Annotated in this window: 20 protein-coding genes and 3 pseudogenes; 10 read left to right on the top strand and 13 right to left on the bottom strand. The window is 40.3% G+C overall.

All coding sequences use genetic code 11. The features are described 5' to 3' along the window. Positions 1-43 precede the first annotated feature (43 nt). The 4 genes from AOT13_RS06320 to AOT13_RS06305 form a co-directional block, all read right to left on the bottom strand. Positions 44-871, bottom strand: a complete 828-nt coding sequence (locus AOT13_RS06320; RefSeq protein WP_003252716.1) for an aldo/keto reductase — start codon at positions 869-871, stop codon at positions 44-46. A gap of 110 nt (positions 872-981) precedes the next feature. Next, positions 982-1,596: an NAD(P)H:quinone oxidoreductase gene (gene wrbA, locus AOT13_RS06315; RefSeq protein WP_003252718.1), complete on the bottom strand. Its 615-nt coding sequence runs from the start codon at positions 1,594-1,596 to the stop codon at positions 982-984. A 256-nt stretch (positions 1,597-1,852) separates the two neighbouring features. Beyond that, a complete protein-coding gene (locus tag AOT13_RS06310; RefSeq protein WP_003252720.1) occupies positions 1,853-3,118 on the bottom strand; it encodes a dicarboxylate/amino acid:cation symporter in 1,266 nt (421 codons plus the stop codon). Positions 3,119-3,270: 152 nt separating this feature from the next. Beyond that, on the bottom strand, positions 3,271-4,314 hold the full coding sequence (locus AOT13_RS06305) for a DctP family TRAP transporter solute-binding subunit (protein WP_003252722.1): 1,044 nt from the start codon (positions 4,312-4,314) through the stop codon (positions 3,271-3,273). 107 nt (positions 4,315-4,421) lie between these two features. On the opposite strand from AOT13_RS06305, the gene AOT13_RS06300 reads away from it, so the two are divergent. Further along, positions 4,422-5,999 (top strand): ATP-binding protein, encoded by a 1,578-nt coding sequence (locus AOT13_RS06300; RefSeq protein ID WP_042386097.1) that lies wholly within the window; start codon positions 4,422-4,424, stop codon positions 5,997-5,999. 12 nt (positions 6,000-6,011) lie between these two features. Further along, a complete protein-coding gene (locus tag AOT13_RS06295; protein WP_003252727.1) occupies positions 6,012-6,698 on the top strand; it encodes a response regulator in 687 nt (228 codons plus the stop codon). 7 nt (positions 6,699-6,705) lie between these two features. Here AOT13_RS06295 and AOT13_RS06290 read toward each other — a convergent pair whose 3' ends face one another. Beyond that, positions 6,706-7,683, bottom strand: a complete 978-nt coding sequence (locus AOT13_RS06290) for a LacI family DNA-binding transcriptional regulator (protein ID WP_013877431.1) — start codon at positions 7,681-7,683, stop codon at positions 6,706-6,708. Between the two features lie 88 nt (positions 7,684-7,771). Here AOT13_RS06290 and AOT13_RS20405 point away from each other — a divergent pair, with 88 nt between their 5' ends. Further along, positions 7,772-7,909, top strand: a complete 138-nt coding sequence (locus AOT13_RS20405; RefSeq protein WP_013401571.1) for a hypothetical protein — start codon at positions 7,772-7,774, stop codon at positions 7,907-7,909. Positions 7,910-8,100: 191 nt separating this feature from the next. After that, positions 8,101-8,883 carry a hypothetical protein gene (locus tag AOT13_RS06285; protein WP_013401572.1) on the top strand — a complete coding sequence of 261 codons (783 nt, stop codon included), beginning with the start codon at positions 8,101-8,103 and terminating at the stop codon, positions 8,881-8,883. A 115-nt stretch (positions 8,884-8,998) separates the two neighbouring features. Here AOT13_RS06285 and AOT13_RS06280 read toward each other — a convergent pair whose 3' ends face one another. After that, complete coding sequence (locus tag AOT13_RS06280) at positions 8,999-9,670, bottom strand: MMPL family transporter (RefSeq protein WP_080695399.1); 672 nt, start codon at positions 9,668-9,670, stop codon at positions 8,999-9,001. Between the two features lie 45 nt (positions 9,671-9,715). Continuing rightward, a pseudogene (locus AOT13_RS20950) lies at positions 9,716-9,862 on the bottom strand (sporulation protein YhbH); the annotation flags it as partial. Between the two features lie 395 nt (positions 9,863-10,257). On the opposite strand from AOT13_RS20950, the gene AOT13_RS06275 reads away from it, so the two are divergent. The 4 genes from AOT13_RS06275 to AOT13_RS06260 all read left to right on the top strand — a co-directional run bounded on the left by AOT13_RS06275 (position 10,258) and on the right by AOT13_RS06260 (position 12,097). Beyond that, the gene (locus tag AOT13_RS06275) at positions 10,258-10,797 is read left to right on the top strand and encodes a TetR/AcrR family transcriptional regulator (RefSeq protein ID WP_042386099.1); all 540 of its coding nucleotides are present in this window, start codon (positions 10,258-10,260) and stop codon (positions 10,795-10,797) included. Between the two features lie 12 nt (positions 10,798-10,809). Then, entirely contained in the window at positions 10,810-11,139 is a 330-nt protein-coding gene (locus tag AOT13_RS06270; RefSeq protein WP_013401574.1) for a DMT family transporter, read from the top strand. Between the two features lie 25 nt (positions 11,140-11,164). Then, entirely contained in the window at positions 11,165-11,512 is a 348-nt protein-coding gene (locus AOT13_RS06265) for a DMT family transporter (RefSeq protein WP_003252740.1), read from the top strand. A gap of 81 nt (positions 11,513-11,593) precedes the next feature. After that, the gene (locus tag AOT13_RS06260) at positions 11,594-12,097 is read left to right on the top strand and encodes a hypothetical protein (RefSeq protein WP_013401575.1); all 504 of its coding nucleotides are present in this window, start codon (positions 11,594-11,596) and stop codon (positions 12,095-12,097) included. Positions 12,098-12,317: 220 nt separating this feature from the next. On the opposite strand, the gene AOT13_RS06255 is transcribed toward AOT13_RS06260, so the two are convergent. Next, positions 12,318-12,587: a 2TM domain-containing protein gene (locus tag AOT13_RS06255; protein ID WP_042386107.1), complete on the bottom strand. Its 270-nt coding sequence runs from the start codon at positions 12,585-12,587 to the stop codon at positions 12,318-12,320. 1,625 nt (positions 12,588-14,212) lie between these two features. Between AOT13_RS06255 and AOT13_RS06250 the strand changes: the two genes are divergently transcribed. Next, on the top strand, positions 14,213-14,551 hold the full coding sequence (locus tag AOT13_RS06250; RefSeq protein ID WP_035502390.1) for a hypothetical protein: 339 nt from the start codon (positions 14,213-14,215) through the stop codon (positions 14,549-14,551). Positions 14,552-15,621: 1,070 nt separating this feature from the next. On the opposite strand, the gene AOT13_RS20395 is transcribed toward AOT13_RS06250, so the two are convergent. Beyond that, on the bottom strand, positions 15,622-15,795 hold the full coding sequence (locus tag AOT13_RS20395; protein ID WP_013401578.1) for a hypothetical protein: 174 nt from the start codon (positions 15,793-15,795) through the stop codon (positions 15,622-15,624). 237 nt (positions 15,796-16,032) lie between these two features. On the opposite strand from AOT13_RS20395, the gene AOT13_RS06245 reads away from it, so the two are divergent. Next, entirely contained in the window at positions 16,033-17,586 is a 1,554-nt protein-coding gene (locus AOT13_RS06245) for a recombinase family protein (protein WP_013401579.1), read from the top strand. A gap of 39 nt (positions 17,587-17,625) precedes the next feature. Here the strand turns inward: AOT13_RS06245 and AOT13_RS06240 are convergent, their stop codons facing one another. The 4 genes and pseudogenes from AOT13_RS06240 to AOT13_RS06225 all read right to left on the bottom strand — a co-directional run bounded on the left by AOT13_RS06240 (position 17,626) and on the right by AOT13_RS06225 (position 22,255). Then, positions 17,626-18,720 carry a Fic family protein gene (locus tag AOT13_RS06240; RefSeq protein ID WP_003252751.1) on the bottom strand — a complete coding sequence of 365 codons (1,095 nt, stop codon included), beginning with the start codon at positions 18,718-18,720 and terminating at the stop codon, positions 17,626-17,628. A gap of 172 nt (positions 18,721-18,892) precedes the next feature. Continuing rightward, a pseudogene (gene yhbH / locus AOT13_RS06235) lies at positions 18,893-19,921 on the bottom strand (sporulation protein YhbH); the annotation flags it as partial. A 473-nt stretch (positions 19,922-20,394) separates the two neighbouring features. Next, positions 20,395-21,885 (bottom strand): annotated as a pseudogene (locus AOT13_RS06230) (PrkA family serine protein kinase); the annotation flags it as partial. 34 nt (positions 21,886-21,919) lie between these two features. Beyond that, positions 21,920-22,255 carry a L,D-transpeptidase gene (locus tag AOT13_RS06225; protein ID WP_013401581.1) on the bottom strand — a complete coding sequence of 112 codons (336 nt, stop codon included), beginning with the start codon at positions 22,253-22,255 and terminating at the stop codon, positions 21,920-21,922. Between the last annotated feature and the right edge of the window lie 557 nt (positions 22,256-22,812).

The raw sequence follows: 22,812 nt of genomic DNA, 5'->3' as shown, positions 1-22,812 counted from the left end.
GGATTTTCCTCCACAAAACGCCCGGTTTTTATTTGCCGCACCGTTAAAAATCGAAATTGTCCGGATCCGGCCCGATCCGTTTGTTCAAATTAAGCGCATCGATTGCTGCCATTTCCTCCGCCGTCAGCTCAAAATCGAAAATATCTGCGTTTTCTTTAATGCGCTGCGGCGTTACCGACTTTGGAATCGTCACCACTTCGTTTTGCAAATCCCAACGAAGGATGACTTGCGCTGGGGTTTTTCCGTATTTTTTCCCAATTTCAACAAGCGCCGCTTCCTGCAAAACTTCCCCTCTCATTAATGGCGACCATGCTTCAAGCTGAATGCCGTGCCGCTTGCAAAACGCATGAAGCTCTTTTTGTGTCAAACGAGGATGGTATTCCACTTGATTGACCATCGGCTTAATCTCGCAGTCAGCCATTAAATCTTCTAAATGGTGGATATGGAAATTGCTGACGCCAATCGCCCGCACCCGTCCATCTTTATACAATTTTTCTAGCGCCTTATACGTTTCTTTATATTTTCCTTTAACGGGCCAGTGCACTAAATATAAATCCACATAATCAAGGCCTAACTTTTTTAAGCTTGTTTCAAACGCTTTCAATGTTGTTTCATATCCTTGGTCAGAGTTCCACACTTTTGTCGTGATAAATATTTCTTCGCGCGGAATCCCTGATTCGCGGACCGCTTTTCCGACTCCTTCTTCATTTTGGTAATATGCGGCTGTGTCGATATGGCGATAGCCGATTTCCAGCGCAGTGCGCACCGCATTAATGACTTCTTCTCCATCTTTCACCTTATACACTCCGAGTCCAAGCCACGGCATTTGCACCCCGTTATGTAGTGTGACACAGTCTTGCAGATGTTTCATATTTTTTCTCTCCCTTTCAGAAATCAAAAATTTACTTAATTTTATTATCTTGGCGTACGGGAAAAAAAGCAAAATATATGCATAAAAAAAGACGAGGATGAACCTCATCTTTATCGCTGCATTCCATTTTTAACCCATTGAGCAACTTGGATAGTGCGGCGCGCTTGATGTTTCACAGCTGCTTCTACATCTTCCACCATTTTTCCGTTTTGATCGACAGTCACGGTCGTTCCATACGGGTTTCCACCCGCAGCAAAAATGGATGGATCCGTATATCCAGGCGCTACGACAATCGCACCCCAATGGTACATGGTTGTATATAGCTGCAAAATGGTTTGTTCTTGGCCGCCATGCGCGTTTCCTGCCGATGCCATCGCGCTGACCACTTTGTTGGCAAGCTTTCCTTGCGCCCATAATCCGCCGGTCGTATCTAAAAATTGTTTTAATTGGGAAGGAACATTACCAAAGCGGGTCGGCACACTGAAAATGATGGCATCCGCCCACTCCAAATCTGCCAATGTAGCTGTTGGAACATCTTTTGTCGCTTCTGCGTGCGCTTTCCACGCCGGATTGGATTCAATCGCTTCTTTTGGCGCAAGTTCAGGAACTTTTACTACTTTTACTTCTGCGCCTGCTTCTTTCGCCGCTTCTTCTGCCCATTTTGCCAATTGATAGTTCGTGCCTGTTGAGCTGTAATAAATAATTGCTAATTTTACGTTCGCCATCGTCCATCTCTCCTTTATGCGGGTTTTTTCGGCAAATGACTGAATGCTTCAAACTTGCTGGAACTTTCCAATCGTAATTTATCCGTTTTTTCGCATTTCATTCATTTCCCTTGGCAAAAACACTTAATTCATAAATCTTGAATTCGAGATTTATTATATAAAACCATTTCGTTTATGTCAACTAAAAACGAAAATTTTCTGCCGCAGGCGGCAAGGACTTGCTTGCCGCCTTTCGCATGGCAGAAAAACTAAAGACTCATTTTGCAACAGCAATATTCGTTCTATCCTCATTTTGTTCCGCAGAAGGATGAAATTCGTTTTCCATTTTGGAAACAACAACAGTTGCGACTGCATTGCCGATTAAGTTCGTAATGGCGCGCGCTTCCGACATAAAGCGGTCAACGCCAAGCAACAATGCGATTCCTTCCACCGGAATCATCGGGAACACCGCCAACGTTGCGGCGAGCGTAATAAACCCAGAACCTGTCACGCCAGCTGCCCCTTTGGATGTTAACATTAAAATCCCAAGCAACGTAAGTTCTTGCCAAATCGTCAAGTCAATGCCGTAAGCCTGTGCAATAAAAACCGCCGCCATCGAAAGATAAATGGACGTTCCATCAAGGTTAAAGGAATATCCTGTCGGCACCACAAGCCCGACAACTGACTTCGAACATCCGTATTTTTCAAGGCGCTCCATCAGCTTTGGAAGCGCTGACTCCGAAGAAGATGTGCCAAGCACAAGCAAAATTTCTTCTTTAATATAAGCGATAAATTTGAAAATATTGAACCCGTAAAACTTCGCGATGAATCCAAGGACGACAAAGATAAACAGCGCCATTGTAATATATACAGAACCCATTAGCTTTCCAAGTGACACTAACGAACCGACTCCAAACGTGCCAATCGTGTACGCCATCGCGCCAAACGCCGCAATCGGCGATACTTTCATCACCATATTGACGACGCCGAAGAAGATGTCCGCTAAACGTTCAAATAGCGCAACAACCGGTTTCGCTTTTTCCCCCAATGCCGCTGTCGAGAGGCCGAACAAAATCGCAAAGAATAAAATCGGCAACAATTCCCCTTTAGCAAATGCTCCAATGACGTTATCTGGAATAATGCTAAGCAAAAACTCAATGACCCCATGATTCACTTCTTCTGCTTGTTTCGTATATTGCGACACATCGCCTCCTTTTACCGCATCTGTATTAAACCCTGCCCCTGGTTTGATGAGATTAACGACAATAATCCCGATCGCCAAGGCAAATGTTGTTACAATTTCAAAATAAATAAGCGCTTTTCCGCCGATGCGGCCGACCTTTTTCAAATCCCCCATGTTGCCGATTCCAATCACAACCGTGAAGAAAATGATCGGCGCAATCACCATTTTGATTAACTTAATAAATGCGTCCGCGAGCACTTTTAATTTTGCACCAAATTCAGGAAATAAAAATCCAACAATAATCCCTAAAATAATTCCAATAATCACTTGAACGGTTAAATTTTTTAATTTCCCCCGCATTTCTCCCTCTCCTTTCGTTGTCTTGATAACGCTTTCACATCAGCTATTTTCATGTTAACGTAATGTTCAGAAAATAAAAATATTATGTTAATAATGGTCTTTTTGTTCTTTTTGGTCTCCAAAATAAAAAACGGCCCTAGTTAAACGGCCGTTTATTTATTGTATTTTATTTCGCGAAGCAGCTTATCGCCAAACTCTTTTGTAAATTGGTCATACAAAGGGGACAACCGCTCTTCCCACCGCTTTTTTTCTTCCTCCGACAGCCTATGGATACGGATATGTTTGTTTTGCTCTATTTTTTTTAGCTCTTCTTCATTTTGCTTTTTCGATTGCTGCAAATTCCATACTGTCGTTTCCTGCATCGCCTCCGTAATTTTTTGCTGAATATCTTTCGGCAGACTTTCCCAAAATGATTTGTTCATCATCACGGCATATCCAAGATACCCATGATTGCTTATCGTTATATACGGCTGAAATTTGTAAAAACCTTTCGAATAAATGTTGGAAATCGTATTTTCCTGACCGTCAAATTCATGCTTTTCTAAAGAACGGTAAACATGAGCAAACGAGACAACAACCGGATCGCCCCCCAGCAAACGAAATTGACTTGCGATCACTTCGCTTGGCATGATGCGAAAGCGCAATCCGCGGAAATCATCAACATGAACGAGCGGACGGGTCGTGCTCATCATCTGTTTGAAGCCGTTGCTCCATAATGCCAATCCTTTAATTCCTTTTTCATCTAACATCTCTAAAAGCTGCTTCCCAACATCTCCCGTAAACGTCCGCTCCACATCGCGATAGTCTTGAAATAAAAACGGCAAATCTAATACTTGCCATTCGGGAATTAATTCTGTCACATTCGAAAACGCTGGCGCAATCATCTGCACGTCTCCGCGCAGCAATGCATCTATTTCCTCGCCATCAGAATATAAAGAACCGTTCGGAAACACTTCGACTTTTACACGGCCATTCGTTTTTTTCTCCACAAGCTCTGCGAACTTTTGCGCGGCCAATCCTTTTGGCGTATTTTCCGCGACTACATGGCTAAAATAAATCACAATTTGCTTTTTTAATCCTCGCTGCTCATCATCATACACTATATTTCCATTCCAAAAGTGCTGCTTTAGCAGCAGCGCCACGCTTCCTAAACCGACGAGTAAAACGAGAAACAGCGCCACCCATTGCTTTTTCATATTCCACACCGTTTATTGCTAAGTTTTTTAATCCAATTTTATCATATTATTAAGAAATGCTAAAATTATAAACAAACGATATTTTCTTAAGACGGGGTATTGATGTGATGTATCGGCTATCCATCCGCTGGAAAATCACGATCTTAATTTTTTTTATTGTTAGCTTTTCCTTATTGCTAAGCGGATTGTTTGTCATCGGCAACTTTTTTCATACAAAAGAGAAAGAATTGCAACAACGGGCACTGCTGACAGCACGGACGGTATCCGAGCTTCCCGAAATCAAATCCCATATTGTCGGAACCAAAAAAGAACGGTCTTCCATTAACAACATTGTGGAACGTGTCCGCGTTATTCATAACGCCAACTACATTGTTGTTCTTGATATGAATAGAGTCCGCCTTTCCCATCCCGTTCCATCCATGATCGGGCGCGTTTCCCGCAGTACCGATGAAGGTCCTGCGTTTGCGGAGCATACTTATACATCGAAAGCACGCGGCGAAATTGGCACTGTCATTCGTGCATTCGTGCCGATTATGAATAAAGATCATCAACAAATCGGCGTTGTCATTGCGGCATATCGATTGCCAACGTTTTTGGAAGTGATTTATGCTTTAAAAGAAGAGATTTTCATTGCAACAAGCCTTTCTCTTTTAATTGGTGGGATCGGGGCTTGGCTGCTCGCTTCCCATATTAAGCAACAAATGTTTCATCTTGAACCGCACGAAATCGCTAAACTGCTTGTCGAACGGACCGAAGCCTTCAACGCGATGCACGAAGGCGTTATCGCGATCGACAGCAATGAAAACATCACGATTTTTAACGACCGGGCAAAACAGATGCTCGGTGTCAGCGGAGATGTGATCGGCAAGCCGATTCGCTCGGTGATTCCCGACACGCGCTTGCCGGAAATTTTGCAAATTAACCAGCCTATTTATAACAAAGAACTGCAAATCGGAAATTTAACGATTTGGAGCAACCGCATTCCGATTAAAGTCAATGGCAAAACAGTTGGGGCAATCGCAATTTTCCAAGACCGTACTGAGGTGAAAAAACTCGCCGAAGAGCTGACAGGAGTGAAAGCGTTCGTCAGCGCTTTGCGTGTGCAAAATCACGAATATATGAACAAGTTGCATACGATCGCCGGATTGATACAATTAGGACATCAAGAAAAAGCGCTCGAATACGTCTTTCAAGTGACAGAAGAACAAGAAGAACTGACACAGTTTTTAAGCAAACATATTAAAGACGAAAGCATTTCCGGCTTGCTCTTAAGCAAAGTCCGCCGCGGCAAAGAATTGGGCATCCGCGTCACCATCGACCGCCATAGCCGTCTTCATGCTTTTCCGTCTCTGTTGGATCATCACGATTTTGTCGTTATTCTTGGCAACTTGATCGAAAACGCGTTTGATTCGTTTCAAGGCATTACGGATCGGGAAAAAGAAATATATGTTAGCATTGAGCAAAATGAAGAAATTTGTTCTCTCTCAGTGGAAGACAACGGCCAAGGCATTGATCCAGAGCACCTCGGCCATATTTTCGAGGAAGGGTTCTCGACCAAAGGCAAAAATGGGCGAGGCATCGGTTTGTACTTAGTCAAGCATATTGTGGAAAAAGGAAAAGGGCATATGGATGTGAAATCAGAAAAAGGGAAAGGAACGATATTTACGATCACTTTTGAGATGTAAGGGGTTGGGAAAATGTACCGAGTGCTGCTCATTGAAGACGATCCGATGGTACAGGAAGTGAACCGCCAGTTCATCGAACAAGTAGAAGGATTTACAGTAATCGGCGTTGCCGGAAACGGGATCGAAGGAATACAACTGATCCGCGAACTTCATCCCGATTTAGCGATTATCGATATTTATATGCCACAGCAGGACGGCTTGGAAACATTAAAAGAAATTCGCGCGAAAGGGTATGAAGTCGATATTATCGCCATCACGGCAGCAAGCGACATCGATACTGTACGCCGTGTATTGCAAAACGGCGCTTTTGATTATATTATGAAACCGTTTAAATTTGAACGCCTCAAACAAGCGTTGGAAAATTATCATTCATTCCGCCAAACGCTGAACGAAAAAGAAACATTAACGCAAAAAGAGTTAGACGTTCTTCTGCAAACGGCGGAACCCCAACCGCTTGCGCCGCGCAGCGAACTGCCAAAAGGCTTGAACGAAGTCACATTGCAAAAAGTCGTTCGTTATCTCCGCAAACAAACGGAACCAGTTTCCGCCGAAGAAGTCGCCGAAGGGGTCGGCATCGCGCGAGTAACAGCCCGCCGCTATTTAGAATACTTAGAAAAGCGTGGAGAAGTCAGCCTCGATGTTCAATATGGCGGAATTGGGCGCCCGGTAAACCGGTACATGATGAAACGCCACACATAGAAACGGGCTATACCGATGAGCGTTCAATAAAACGAACCGGCAACTTTTCCGTTTTTCTTGCGATATTCCCTGTTTCGATATAATGATAAATAAGGCGAAACGCTTTCGTTCCCATCAGCGCAAGCGGCAGTTCCATCGTCGTAATTTGCAGCGGTTCCGAAATCGGATGATTATCAAAACTGACAATCGCAAGGTCATTAGGGATGTTCACTCCTTCTTTTTTCCCCCACAATACGATGCCTGCCGCCACTTGATCGCTCGATACAAGCAGCGCGCTCGGCTTTTCCGGCAATGACATCCACTCATGAACGACTCGTTTCCCATCTTCCATGTATAAACAATGATCAAAAATCCACTCTTTTCGCGGCTCGACACCAATTTGCCGCAGCGTGTCGTAATAGGCCATTTCCCTCGCTTTGCTGTTTGTCCCTGTCGTTCTTCCGATGCAATAGCCGATGTGCCGATGCCCTTTCTGAATTAAATAGCGCAACGCCTTAGCAAACGCATCATAATGGTCAATATAAACAGATGAAAAATCTTTATCTCCAACATCTTCACATAATACGATCGGCCCATCTTCCTTGTACGCCTCGATTACGTTCCAGCCCGACACATGTGAACAAATAATAAGCCCATCGACTTGTTTCATTCGCATCATTTCCAGCGCTTCCAGCTCTTTTTCCACATCGTAATTCGTTTGAAACAGCAAAAGGTGGTACCGGTGGCGCAGCGCCTCTTTTGATATTCCTTCCAATATGGCTCCGAAATACGGGTGATTCACATAAGGAAGCATGACCCCGACAATCGATGTTTTCCCTTTCGCTAAATGGACCGCATTGATATTTTTTGTATAATTTAACTTTTCGACAGCTTCCCATACCGCATTTCTTTTCTCTTCCCGCACGTAAGGATAGCCGTTTAACACCCTTGACACCGTTGCCACCGAAACCCCTGCTTCTTTGGCAATTTCCCGAATATTGGCCATTCTTTTCACCTTTTTTCAAAAAACTATTGCATTGAAACGCGTTTCATACATTATTGTATCTCCAAACAACATAAAGGGGGAAGATGCGATGATCAGCGGAATATTACTGATTTTGCTTTTATGTGCGGTAGAATGGATCGGAGCCTATATCGCCTTAGAAGCCAGCCCGCAGGCGAAGCAGGAATATTATAATGAAAACGATCCGTTCAAAACATTGTTCATGTAACCCAGACAAACGGGCAGCAATGGTTCTGTAGCGTTTGCAAAAAAATCTCCTATTATAAACGCGTGTCTTAACGCTATATAAGCCTTCCCATGACTATTGTCGTATTGTAAAAACGCCAACCGCCGCAGCATTCCTCATTCATGTTTCGAAATGATATAATAAACTATATAGCACTTAAGGAGGAATGCGAGATGAAATTTACATGGAAACCATGGATCACTGCCGCCGTTGTTATCGCCCTTGCATCAGGATGTGGAACGAAAGAAACAAGCGAAGTAAAACAAGGAACCCCTTCTAATAAGGACGCAAGCCAAACAGAAACGGCACAATCTGGCCAAAACACAAAACAAACGGAAACGCCGCAATCGGATCAAACAGGGCAGTCAGAAACATCCCAACCCTCTTCTAAAAACGGAAGCAGCTCTTCAGGAAACAGCGCCACTGACGCAGGAGAAAGCAAACAACAAGAAGCACGCCCTTCTGAAATGCAATTATCTTATACAGCAGATGGAAAAGAAGTGAAAGAAACGGCCACTTTAAAAACAAGCGATAACCAAGGATTTTCTTTATATGTGCTAAAAGGTTGGGAACTCGAAGCTGAAGAGCCGCATTCCGATGTGTTGCTGCGCAATGACAGTTTCGTCAGAATCCGCCTCCTGCCAACGGAAGAAAACGGAACAAATTATGCGAAACTGGCAGAAGAACACGCGCAAGCAGTGTCTTCTGACGCTGCTCGCCAAGATAGCGCAAATCTTCCAGCATCGCTGAAAGGAGCTGCTTGGTATACAGCGCATTCGGACAACATGACAGTTCATGTCATCGGCACAAGCAGCCCTGTCCCTATGCTGGTGATGATTCAAACACCAAAAGACAAAGAAGAGCTCGCGCCTATTTTAGCGATGATTGAAACAATCCAGAAAACGGATTCAGCAAAGCCGGACGAAGAAGCAGCAGCAACCAGCTCCTCCAATTAAATTTTCTTCAAAAAACAAGATCCCGTTTCCAGCAGGAAACGGGATCTTGTTTGTGATTATTGTGCCAAATTTCCCTCTTGGTTACCTTGAACATTAGGAAGTCCAATCGCGCAGATCAAGATAATCCCTCCTCAGTTTCTACATTTTTTCGGTTATTAATCGGGACGGCAAAGCGGAACGGTAACCACCAATTCGCTTCGCCAAGTACTCTCATTATGGCAGGAACTAGAACAGAACGAATCACAGTCGCATCTAAAAGAATAGCGATTGCCAAACCAAATCCCAGTTCTTTAACAACTTGAACTTTCACCATGGCAAATGCCCCGAACACTGCAATCATAATGGCAGCTGCTCCATTAACAAGGCCGGCGGTTTCGGAAATACCTTTTACAATGCTTTCTATAGTAGGAATCCCTTCGTCTTTCAGCTCCCGAATTCGGTTAATAATGAGAACTTCATAATCCATAGACAGGCCAAATAAAACGGCAAACAATACAACAGGAGTAATCGAATTAATCGCTTCTCGGAAGTTGCCTTGTTGGAAAACAGCTACTAACATTCCCATACTCGCCAGTGTAACGAGAGAGTTTAACACCAACGCTTTTACTGGAAGGAGAATTGATCGGAAAGACACTATCAAAACCACGAAAGAAATTACAAAAACCGTAACGATAATCATAGGTAAATTATTGAAAATTCGTTGATCAAAATCTACTCCAATTGCTGATTGGCCTCCGACATAAGATTCAAAATTTTTTGTCGGATTTTCTTTTAAGAGATTCCGTATTTTTCTAACTAATTCGCGCGATGCTTTACTGTCTGCATCACCTAATTATACAAATTGTTTGCTTTCTTCTTTGCGAAAGAATGTTTTCATCGCATGAAACACATCAGATTTTTGTTTGAGAATATAATACCGGAATTTCTCGTCTTTAATGTTTTTATAAGCAGACATCAGCGTTGAGTGGCGGTTGTACTGATACAACTATATATCCTATACACTTCTGTATATTAATATTAGCTAATAAAATTATATGTGCGGTATGGAATATTTACTTTCACAGGATTTTTTTAATCTTTATTTCACCAATACGAAAGATCATCGCTTTCATAAAAAACGCATATTTTTATTCATTTTACTGAATTCATCGCTATCTTAGTAAATTCCCCCGGATGAGGACCCACTGGTGAAGAAAGAGTCTGCTCAAGGCAAGTACTGGACCATTTGCCAGATAACAAGGCGATGCCCATATTATTTAAGCACCGCACCCGGTTGTTGAATACGTAAAGCAGTATCAGTTTGATAAAAAACCGTCTGGACGGTATAATAAATAAAAAACCGTCTGGATGGTTGTTGCATAAGGAGTGAGACATGTGGAATCAAAAGCTGCTATCAAGCGTAAGCATATCTTAAAATCTGCAAAAGAATTCATTCTCAAAAATGGTTTTAATGCATTAACTTTAGATTCTGTGGCAAAACAAGCAGGAATCAGTAAAGGAGGTTTATTATATCACTTTCCAAATAAAGAAGCATTATTGATAGGGTTGGCACAATATATTTTCGAAGAATTCACGATGCGATTGGAAGAACACGCTAAGAAAGATCCAATAGAAAAAGGGAAATGGTGCCGTGCTTTCATTGAAGCATCCAAATGGGATTTGGAGCATAATGCCGAGCTTAATGTTGGAATAATTGCTGCTTCTATGTTAAATCCAGATTTATTAGAAAATATATCTCAAAGTTGTGATTATATACAAAACAAAGTGGAACAGGACAATATAAACCCTGTTACCGCAACGATTATCCGGTTAGCAATAGATGGCCTTTATTACTCAGAACTGTTTAATATAGCTCCGTTAGATGACAAATTACGTGAAAAAGTAATCCAGCAATTGATAAATATGACCAAATAGGGGGAATTCATCTTGAATCCATATGTCATTTTGGCGGCAGCCATCATCAGTGAAGTGTTTGGCAGTGCGATGCTAAAAGTATCAAACGGATTTGCAAAGTGGCTCCCCTCCATCGCAGTCATCATTGGATATAGTGCATCCTTTTATTTCCTGTCTTTATCTCTTCAAGCAATACCACTGGGCACAGCTTACGCTATATGGTCAGGTGTTGGGACAGCTTTAACTGCGTTAGTCGGTGTCATCATTTATAAAGAAAGCTTTAATCTTAAAAAATTTTTTGGTTTAGTTCTAATTACTGGCGGAGTTATTGCTTTGAAACTCTCAAGCGGCGGCTCTCATTAACCTTTAGCGAATCGGAGGCAATAACATGAAAGGCTATATTGCGTTAGGAATATCCATTATCAGCGAAGTGTTCGGTACGACAATGCTTAAATTGTCAGAAGGATTTACAAATATATTCCCTTCCATTGGAGTGATCGTTGGTTATGGATTATCATTTTATTTCTTATCATTATGCCTTAAGACCGTTCCGTTAAGTTTGGCTTATGCTCTTTGGTCAGGAATAGGGACAGCTTTAACAACGTTAATTGGTGTACTGTTATGGCGAGACCCATTTAACATCATTACATTAGTTGGCTTAATATTAATAATTGGCGGGGTAGCTTTATTGAATGCTTCTAAAAGCCTAGAAAATGCAAAGAAACCAGCAAGCTGAATGTTGTTCCCGATCGATGAAACTTATCAGTCGTTAAGAACGTATCAATGGCAATAATCATTGCTGAAAATGGGGGATTAGATGCAAAAAAAGGTTGAAAGAAAGTTATTCCATTTATTTATCGGGGAATTATCTGCTGCTGTTATATTTGCATTGATATGGATTATGTATATACAACTTTTTGAGTGGGCAGAACCCTACTTAACTTCATTTTCGTCTTTATATGCATTTATTTTACTGGAATTTATCTTGCTTCAAGGCAGTTTTTATTGGTTTCTTAAATGGAAACAAGTCCAACGAAAATGTTACTCTCATTTACCTTATCATCAACTGCGGCTTTTTGCATTTTTTAAAAGGTTCAACCTTCTCCTGATTTCCATGGGATTATTGTTCATGATATATCAGTTCAAAGTATTTCCTATTGATTTTTATTGGTTTGTCTTTCTTTATGTTTTCGCCATAATTGAACATATCAATTACTACCACATTCGCCTTTCCTATCAAAGCATAGAGGAAATAAAAGATTTTATTCGCCAAAAAGGATTTCGCAGCTCAAAATTGGCAAGAGAATTGAAAAATCTTTAATTCGTTGCTTATCAATCAATAATAGTCTCTAACATAGCCAATTCATAAAATAAACGCCCCTCTCGAATGAGAAGGGCGTTTTGCGTCCTGGCTTTTTTTGCAACTGTCAATACAATCAATTCCAAATAAAAAAGCACCCCGAAGGATGCTTAACTTGATCGCTGACAATAAAGTTGTTGAACTTTTAACTCTTAACAAACATAGCAGCAGCCGAACATTTCTACCTGTCTTTTTCCATATATTCTTTTATCTTTCTTTCTTCCCACTCTTCACCGAATATGCCAAATGCCAAGGTTGATACGCCGTGTACTATAACTCCGATTCCCCAGCCTACCAGTGGATATAGGAACCACCAATTACCGGCACCAGAAATTAGGTTAATCACAAAAAGCATGGCATTCACTAAAATATAAACAATTAAATGAATATAAAATGCTCTTAGATTTTTCACCCTTTTTTTCGCTCTTATATATTTTTCGTCTTTTTCGATTTCCAACGCCCCCCTGGCTGAAGTTTTTTAACAACTTTATTTGCCGCTCATTATAACTATGCATGTTTTTTATCAAAACATTGCGTTTTGTTTTGCCATTTTCATTATTTCATGGAATGATACAGGACAATTCATTTAAGGAGCCCGGTAACCTTTCTCCGCTTTATTCGGCAAAAGGAGGCATTTTCCTGCATCATTGTTCCGCCAAGTTCCGGGTAACGAATGTTAAGCTAATTAAACCATTGAACGACAAATCGTACAACTGCCAGTGTTAAAAGGCAATATATGAACCAATCCAACAAGTTTCTATTTGTATTTTTTTCTGTTTTACTTTTGTTCATTAATTATCCCTTCTTTACAAAAAAGTAAATGATAAAATGATTATAACCTATTTTTTTACTGTTGTAACTATTGTGAATATTTTTCTTTTTTATTAAAATAATAATAATGCTAATTTCTTTCGTGAAGCAAAACTTGTACTAGGAGCGGTGTGAAGGTGAAGATAGTAATACAAGCATTAATTTTGTCTTTATTCATTCATATCTTGTATTTCTTAGGCACATTTTTATCAGGTTATTTCCAAACAATATCATACAAACCAGATATTCAAAACGCATGGCAATCTGCGCATCATCTCCAAAATAAAGTAACATTTGGCGTTGCTATAAGCCCTTTATCATACCTATTGTCGTTTTTAGGAGTTACCTTGGCATGCGGAATGATCATATTCTTGTACAAAAAGTTGTTTCACTGACGAATGGATAAAAAACACCTATTGAAAAAAATCAGCAATGAAACAAAGCGCCACCCCCGATCAGGGTAACGCCCGGCTTCCATAAAACATCCATGCTATCATCATAGCGCATGTCTGAAGCATCATAGTCTGTCATCTTTCTGCCAATTAACAAGAAGCTTTATATAGCCTTTTACTTAAAGACCCGCTTAGCACCTGTATATCAGCCTTTCCAATATTTAACTCCTCCCTCTTTTGATGTGGCACCAATAAATGCACCATTTCCATTATAAAATTCCACAAAGGATACTTTTTTTCCCTTTGCTCTTGTTACATAAAACACTAAACTTCATTGTTGCAACGCATTTTATTTAACAAATTTGCCGATTTTATACTGTGCGGCACCCGTTCGCGGAATAGGCAATTTAGTTGCAGTGTTTTTATACACATACGATAATTCGTTACTTCAGAAATAAACGCAAAGAAAACAAAAATACATAAAACCTTATATCGGAGTCTCAGCTTGCCGACAAAGCCAGCAAGCTGAAGCACCAATAAAGTGCTGGTAATCTTGTTTTAACGAAGCCTTTTTGTCTCATTCAGCCTCCTTTTCAATTCAACTATTTTCATACGGAAAAACCTTATTTTTCCTAGGGTGATTATGTTTAACATTGAATAACAAATAAGGCTCAAGGAATATTCTTTATCCTTATTAATATCATGGAAAAACTTCACTCCAACTCCAACGCTCCTTTACTAACTAAAATTTCTTGCACCATACTGTGCTTCCTCTTGTTTCATTCTCAATAGGTTGTGGAGGAAATATTGGAAAGGATTCATTACTATTATTTTGTAATTTTATGATTGCTATTGCAAATGGAGGCTTTTGCATATGAAACATTGGAATAACAATAAAAGGGATTTTATGAAATTGGTTTGGTTTGCGCTATCTTTAATTCCTATACCATTCCTTTTCCATTTTTATGAATACGGACAATATAACAAAAGGAAAAGAAGCTCCATTTCTTATGTTTGGTTTCATACTTTCTATGATTATAGTTGGAATTTTATCAAAGAATATCAGGGTCATTTTTATTCTTTTAATGAACTTAGTGACAACGCTTGTATCTGTTATTCTCGCTGCAAAGTTTCTTCCAATGATAGCGGTTGGTTTACTGTTGTAGGAAGAGATGGCGCGGTAATATTTATTTGCTTGGACAATTGTTTGTAAGAATGATTGCCAAAAACAAAAGATGACTGATAAATCTTATTTCACCACCCAAGTTTTGATACGTTTACTAATGATTTCCCACTTATTTGTACACTTCAATCCGTAAAGCAAAAGCCAACTGATAAAAAGCCCGTGCTTTCAACCGTTAGCACTTGCTTTCACTCATTCCCATCCCATTGTTGATTTCATATAATCTCTGATTGACAATTGCCCGTTCCCATTTGCTTAAGCGCTTGATTGCCTCTATATGTGAATATTTGTGATAACTGATTCATTCGTTAGTTCCCCCCTTAAGTTTTTTTCTTGGAAACACAACTGTCATTTTTCTTTCTTTATAAATTATTAATCATTCATCTTAGTATTTCTGGTTGCCTAATCTGTAAAATATTGTTAGAATAAAGACAAATGTATTGAAGTTTGGACAGCCCTTACAAGTTTGAGTTTTGTCGAACCAATATTTGGATTCCTAGTATTAGTTGTACTCTGTTGGTTAAATCTTCGGCAAAACAACGCTTCCGAATCAGGTGCGATATTAACGGAACAACTTATGATCAATTACTTATTGAACCCATTTATTGATTAACCGTAAATAAAAATCGGAAATAATTGCTATAATATACAACATTGAGGTGATGAAATTGAATAATAAAAATATAGGTCTTGTTTTCGTATCACTCGGTTTCATTTTCTTAATGTTATCATTAACTCTTACCTTGCCTACCTTTCTATGGGGTGTACTGCTTGGCATAAGCATAATTTCAAACATTACAGGAACTGCACTTTTAATTCGTTTTATAAAAACTCCGCAAAATAGCATAAGATAGTTTTTTTAAAGCGGCCTTTCTTAGTATGGCCGCTTTTGCTTTATGAAAGTTATCAGCAGTATTGATTAACAAATCCTTACTAATAACAACATTTTCACTGCGCAGTATATGACTAAGTGGCAAATCCAATTATCCGAAAGTGTTGGAAATGTGATGTCCAATTTTATACCTACAAAAGTTCATAAATATCTGTTTGCCATTCTCGTGCTGTGAAATGTTGCGATTTTGCTTGTATATTAGAGGACTTTAATTGGATTCTTTTGCTCTGTAGCAATCAATAACCGCCTGGGCGATCTGTTTCAAAATAGGATTTCCCTTTTCCCATTCCTTTTCGAACCACTCTTTCCGTTCATTGGGACTCATAAGAACGAGTGGGGAGTGAATAATAACAGTCGTGTTGCCGTATTTAAATTCCTTCATGCCCGCATTCCCCCTTTGTTCATGTTTATGCGGAGCACGGGAATCAATTGCTGACATTCTAATGTCATCTCACATACGAGAATTATCGTCAGGATTTTCCTTTTACCTGTCGAAATGTAACCAGGAGGAAGGAGGAAAAATATGAATCATAAGCTCTACAAAGTTTCTGGAATTTTTGCAGTCACCAAACGAAATATATGAGGATGGTCGGTTATATACTTGTGTAGAGGTGATGTTATGTACAGACCAATGTGCCTCGATGTCTTCATCTACCTTCGCAAAAGCCGCAAAGACATTGAGGAAGAGAAAAAAGCAGCTGACATCGGGGCTTCTTATGATACGCTCCAACGCCATCGTGACACATTGCTGGCTGTTGCGCGGAAAGAAGGGCACAACATCATTGATATCTTTGAAGAGGTCGTCTCCGGAGAATCGATCGCTGAGCGGCCTCAGCTACAAAAGCTACTCCGGAAAGTCGAAACAGGAATTGCAGATGCTGTTCTTGTGATGGACATCGACCGTCTTGGTCGCGGAGATATGCTGGACCAAGGAATTTTGGACCGCGCATTCCGCTATTCCGGGACAAAAATCATCACTCCTACAGAAGTATATGATCCGGAATCAGAAACATGGGAACTCGTTTTTGGAATCAAGTCCCTTATCGCACGCGAGGAACTTAAGGCCATTTCCAAACGTATGCAACGCGGCCGACGCGCATCCGCGGCAGAAGGAAAATCTATCTCGAAGAAACCGCCGTATGGCTATCTTCGCGACGAGAATCTCAAGCTGTACCCCGACCCAGAAACGTCATGGGTAGTGGTGAAAATCTTTGAGATGATGCGGGACGGATATGGGCGTAAAGCGATTGCGGCAGAACTGGACAGACTTGGCGTGAAACCGCCCGATGAAAAACGAGCATTTTGGGCGCCCACCACTATCACATCGATTATAAAAAATGAAGCCTACATGGGGCATATTGTGTGGGGAAAATTTCGGTATGTCAAACAAAACGGGAAATATGTGCGAAAAAAAATGCCTCCAGATCGCTGGTATGTGAAAGAAAATGCACACGAACCACTCGTGTCAAAAGAGCTTTGGGAAGCCGCCAATAAAGCTTACAAAAGTCGTTGGCGTCCTTCAACAGTTGAAAATAAATCACTTGCAAACCCACTTGCCGGAATTCTGAAATGTGACATTTGTGGCTTTACGATATGGTATCAACCGCGCCCCGACCGCCCTAACGATATGATTCGTTGTGCGAATCCAAAATGTAAAGGCGTACAAAAAGGGGCATTACTCCCGCTTGTGGAGGAAAGAATTTTGCAATCACTTGCTGAGTTTGTCGATCAATTTGAAGTGCAGGAACAAATGATAGAGAAAAGAGAAAGTCAATCTGTCATCCCTCTTAAACAAAAGGCTCTTGAGCAAAAAGAAAAAGAATTGAAAAAGCTGAACGTTCAAAAAAACAATCTCCACGACTTCTTAGAACGCGGAATTTACACTGTAGAAATATTCCTAGAACGGCAGCAAAACATTATGGAACGTATCAAACAGACACAAGAGGAAATCGAGCAGCTGAAACAAGAGGTAGAAAAAGAGCAGCTCAAGGAAAAGAATATCAATGAGTATATTCCGTCCGTCAAAAAAGTGTTAGAGGCATATCGCAGCACAGACGATGTTGAAAAGAAAAACCGTCTTCTCAAATCTGTGCTTGAGAAAGCGACTTACTTGCGGAAACCGGAATGGAAGAAAAAAGATCAATTTGTGATTCAACTTTACCCTAAGATATAATAAAACCGTTGAGATTCAAGTTTCTCAACGGCCTTTTTCTTATCGAAGTTTATCAAGAAGGTTATAATAATAATATGTTTTGAAGCGAATTCTCCCGTCTGAGAAAATGATTCTTTGATCTTCCAATTTGTTTAGATATCTCCTAATCGTTCCCTCGGATAAACCGGTTAAATCAGACATGGTTTTGGCTGTAAATATTGGTCTTTGGAACATTACATCGATTACAGTACGAATATTACTACTATTGACAATGGAACTCGCTCTTTCCAAATCTTCTTCATATAGTTTATTTACTTCTTCAATTAAGCGAACATTTTTCTTAGCTTGAATGCTAATGCATTCTAAAAAGAATTTAATCCATTGTGTCCAATCGCCTTTATAGCGAGTGTCATTTAAATACCGATAATATTTATGTTTATCTCTTTCTAAAACATCACTAATAAAGAAGTTTGGATAGTCAATTACACCTTTATTGTACAAATAAAGCGGTATTAAAATCCTTCCTATTCTTCCATTTCCATCAAGAAATGGGTGGATAGTTTCAAATTGCGCATGAATAATCGCAACCCTTACCAATTCATCGTAATCATCTTGAGGATCATTGATATACTTTTCTAAATTGGACATATAGTCATTCACAAGTTGCGGTTCCGGAGGAATATAAGTAGCTGTTTCAATAGTGCATCCTTCGGGTCCGAGAAAGTTTTGAATTCTTCTGAACTCCCCTGGCGAACGATTGGAGCCCCTTACATTGTTCGATAACAATATTTTATGCATTAATTTAAAAAGGCGCGTAGAGATAGGAATGCTTTTTAAAGCATCCATTCCTTCCATTAATGCTTCATAGTAGTTTAGCGCCTCTTGAATATCCTTATTTGCTTTTTTAGTTTGGACCTCTGCCTCCATTACTTCGTCCAACGTAACTTGAGTACCCTCAATTTTTGTAGATTGAACCGCTTCTTTAAGCATTACTGGTCTTAGTAAAAACTGAGGATGCAGTTTAGAGTTTCTTAACATTGTTTGGTATTCCACAATGCCCTTATTTGCTTCAATTAACTCACGAATAAATTCAAGCTGGTTCACGATTTGTTCCTTTAATGGTAACATTAAAGGAACAAAAGGTTTTAATCTCATGTTTCATTACTCCTTAGATTCATTTTTATTATATATTGTTCGTTAATAATATAATACATCCTCTTTACAATCATTTATTCCTTTTTTTGAATTTAATTATACACTTTTATTACTTATTTGTTAAGAAAAAAAGACTTCTGCCGGAAACAGAAGCCTTCTTAATCAGTGTATAGGATTTACGGTTGTACTGATTTACTTCCCCATAACCAAACATGTTTGACACTTTGATAAGTTCTTGCACAAGCTTGACACAGCGGGCGTTGTCTGATGTCAAGTTATCTCCGTCAGAAAAATGGAACGGATAAATATTATAACGCGACGGCGAATATTTCGTTTCAATGAGTTCGAGAGCTTTCCGATAGGCGGAAGAGCAAATCGTCCCCCCGCTTTCCCCTTTGGTGAAAAATTCGTCTTCCGTCACCACTTTTGCTTCGGTATGATGGGCGATAAATGCGATTTCGACCGTTTCGTATTTGGTGCGCAAAAAACGTGTCATCCAAAAGAAAAAACTACGCGCCATATATTTTTCCCACAATCCCATCGAGCCGCTTGTATCCATCATTGCGAGAACAACAGCTTTCGACTCTGGTTTTACCACTTCGTTCCATGTTCTAAATTTCAAGTCTTCACGATAAATCGGATAAAAACTTGGATTTCCATTCATCGCATTTCTCTTGAATGCGGCGAGCATCGTTCGTTTCTTGTCGATATTCCCCATCAGGCCAGTGCGGCGAATATCATTAAATTCAATATGTTGCGCTACGTTTTGGTCCGCTTCTTTCCGCTGCAAATTTGGCAATTCCAATTGGCTGAATAACACTTCTTCCAGTTCCATCAGCGATACTTCTGCTTCATAATAATCTTGCCCAGGCAAGTCTCCCGCTCCTTGCCCTTTTCCGGGACCTTGCCCCTCCTCTGCCCCATCTCTTGCGACAATATCGCCGACTTGGCTTTCCCCGTCTCCTTGGCCGACATGTTTGTTTTTCTCATAATTATAGCGAATTTTATATTCATCCAAAGAACGAATCGGAATTTTAATGACATCACGCCCATTGGACATAATAATGCTTTCTTCTGTAATTAAATCCGGCAAATTGTTTTTTATCGCTTCTTTTACTTTTTCTTGATGGCGTTTTTGGTCATCATGTCCTTTCCGATGGAGGGACCAGTCTTCTTTCGATACAACAAAGTTCCCCTTCATCTATTCCCCCTCCTCATCAAATTTTTTTCACATTTTTCCGCTTTGAAGCATATACTTATGTTGGCGCCATAAAAACATAATGAATCAATGACAGTTTGTTTACTCTATCCTATGCACAAAAGCGAAATAATTGACAAATTATTACGAAAATGAACATGTAAATTTTTATTGGACAAGCGATCAATCGGCTCCAACCGCAATCATGTCTTAGTGTGCAAAAATTCCCTCCCTGTCCCATCCGCGTTGGATTCCCCAGTAAACAAAATGATGTTAAGACACTTCCCACGATCCCATCCCGACAGTCAAAGTTCGCATCCTAGTCATTGTATACAATTTTCCTCTCCGCTTAGTAAACATGAACCACTGGAAAACAAAACTGCCGTTCTCTTTTTACACAACAAATTTTTTCGTTCGCAGCAACTTAACGCTTTCCCGCTAATCGAGCAAAAAAAGCATGCCTGGCACAAGGCATGCTACCGATTTAACAAACTGCCGACATAGCGGAGCAGTTCGTTCGCAGACGTAGAATTATAACCATATTCATCGATTAAACGCGCCACAACCTCATTAATTTTCTTCAACTGTTGCTCATCCGGCGTTTTCGTGGAAGTGGTGATTTTCACAATATCTTTTAAATCAGCAAATAATTTCTTTTGAATTGCCTCACGCAGCCGCTCATGCGAATTGTAATCAAACTTTTGTCCTTTCCGCGCATAGGCAGAAATGCGAATCAAAATTTCCTCGCGAAACGCCTTCTTCGCGTTTTCGGAAATGCCGATTTGTTCTTCGATCGAGCGCATGAGTTTTTCGTCTGGATTCATTTCCTCCCCTGTCAGCGGATCGCGCAGCTTTGTTTTATTGCAGTACGCTTCCACATTATCTAAATAGTTATCCATCAATGTTTTCGCCGATTCTTCATAAGAGTAAACGAACGCTTTTTGCACTTCTTGCTTGGCGATTTCGTCGTATTCCTTGCGAGCCAGTGAAATAAAATTTAAATATCTCTCTTTATCTTCTTTCGAAATGGACGGATGCTGGTCAAGCCCCTCTTTTAAGGAGCGCAATACGTCTAATGCGTTAATCGACGGAACTTCTTTGCGAATAATGCATGAGGAAATGCGGTTAATGACATAGCGAGGATCGATGCCGCTCATTCCTTCATCCGGATGCTCCTTTTTCAATTCCTCGACATCAACTTCATTAAATCCTTCGACCATTTCGCCGTCGTAAAGGCGCATTTTCTTAATTAAATCGACGTCCGGCCGTTTCGATTCTTTCAATCTCGTTAAAATCGTAAACATTGCGGCGATTCGCAGCGTATGCGGAGCAATATGGACATCAGCGACATCGCTTTCGCGAATCATTTTTTCATAAATCCGCTCTTCTTCTGACACGCGCAAATTGTACGGAATCGGCATGACGATAATCCGCGAATGAAGCGCTTCATTCTTTTTATTCGCAATAAAAGAACGATATTCCGTTTCGTTCGTATGCGCGATAATAAGTTCATCCGCACTTATCAGCGCAAACCTCCCCGCTTTGAAATTCCCTTCTTGCGTCAAAGAAAGCAAATGCCAGAGAAACTTTTCATCACATTTGAGCATTTCCTGGAATTCCATAATTCCGCGGTTTGCCTTGTTTAACTCCCCATCAAACCGATAAGCGCGCGGATCTGATTCTGAACCGTACTGGGCAATAGTTGAAAAATCAATGCTTCCTGTAAGATCAGCAATATCCTGCGATTTCGGGTCCGACGGGCTGAACGTCCCGATGCCGACTCGTTTATTCTCCGAGAAGAAAATTCTCTCGACCAAGACATCTTCAATGCGCCCGCCATATTCTTTTTCCAATCTCATCATGTTTAACGGTGAAAGATCGCCTTCAATACGGATCCCGTATTCTTTGTAAAAATCATCGCGCAAATGATGAGGAATTAAATGGAGGGGGTCTGCGTGCATACGGCAAGTAAATATAAAATCACCCGTCTGTTTAAAAACCTCATTTATGAATATAGACACGTGTTCCAACCGGAACCATTGACGATAATTCGATAACATCATGGTTATACATTCGAATACATCCACGTGACACATTTTTGCCAATAGAAGAAGGGTTGTTCGTTCCATGTATTCCATAATGAGGCCTTGATAAACCCAGCCACAATACCCCGAAAGCACCTCCGGGATTGCGCTGTTTATTGATAATTGTATATATTCCTGAAGGGGTTGGGGTTAACATTTTACCGACAGCAATGGGATACACTTTTATTAACCTATGGCCATCATAAAGTTTTAATTGATGTTTGTTTGTGGATATGTCGATCCAGCGTGTCATAAGAACATCTCCAACCAAAACAAATTACCATTTGTATTATTTGTATGGAGCTTTTGGGTTTTTGTCATTATAAATGTTTCATTCCGTCCATCATATTCATATAAGCTTTTCTTTGCCGAACTTACCTGTTCAATAGAAAACGCCACCCTTATCTTGCTTAACCCTCACGCATCAGCGCAAGAAGCGTCCGGGATAATCCGGACAAGACAGGGTGGCATAGGGGATGATACACACGGTATCGCTATATTCATGGCATACGTCTTAACACGTTTTCTCCGCCCGCCATCATCAATAAAACCCGGCCTCGCATATGCACATTGCATAGGATGACGAGCGGAAAAATCTATATCAAAATAGAGGAGGGGATAACACCTAATATCAAATATATCAGTATATGAGGAAAACTGCGGCTTTTTTTATGGCTTTTTTATAGATTTTTTATAGCTTTTTTGTGTCTTTATTCTGCAAACAGATTGTTTTTCCAGAAAATCAAAAGTTGTTGCGCGCTTTCACCGTTCGTGCCCATCAACCGTTAAACGGATTCATCATTTTTTCAT

Source organism: Parageobacillus thermoglucosidasius (assembly GCF_001295365.1).
GTDB classification, from domain to species: domain Bacteria; phylum Bacillota; class Bacilli; order Bacillales; family Anoxybacillaceae; genus Parageobacillus; species Parageobacillus thermoglucosidasius.
This window is presented reverse-complemented; position numbering and strand designations above follow the sequence as displayed.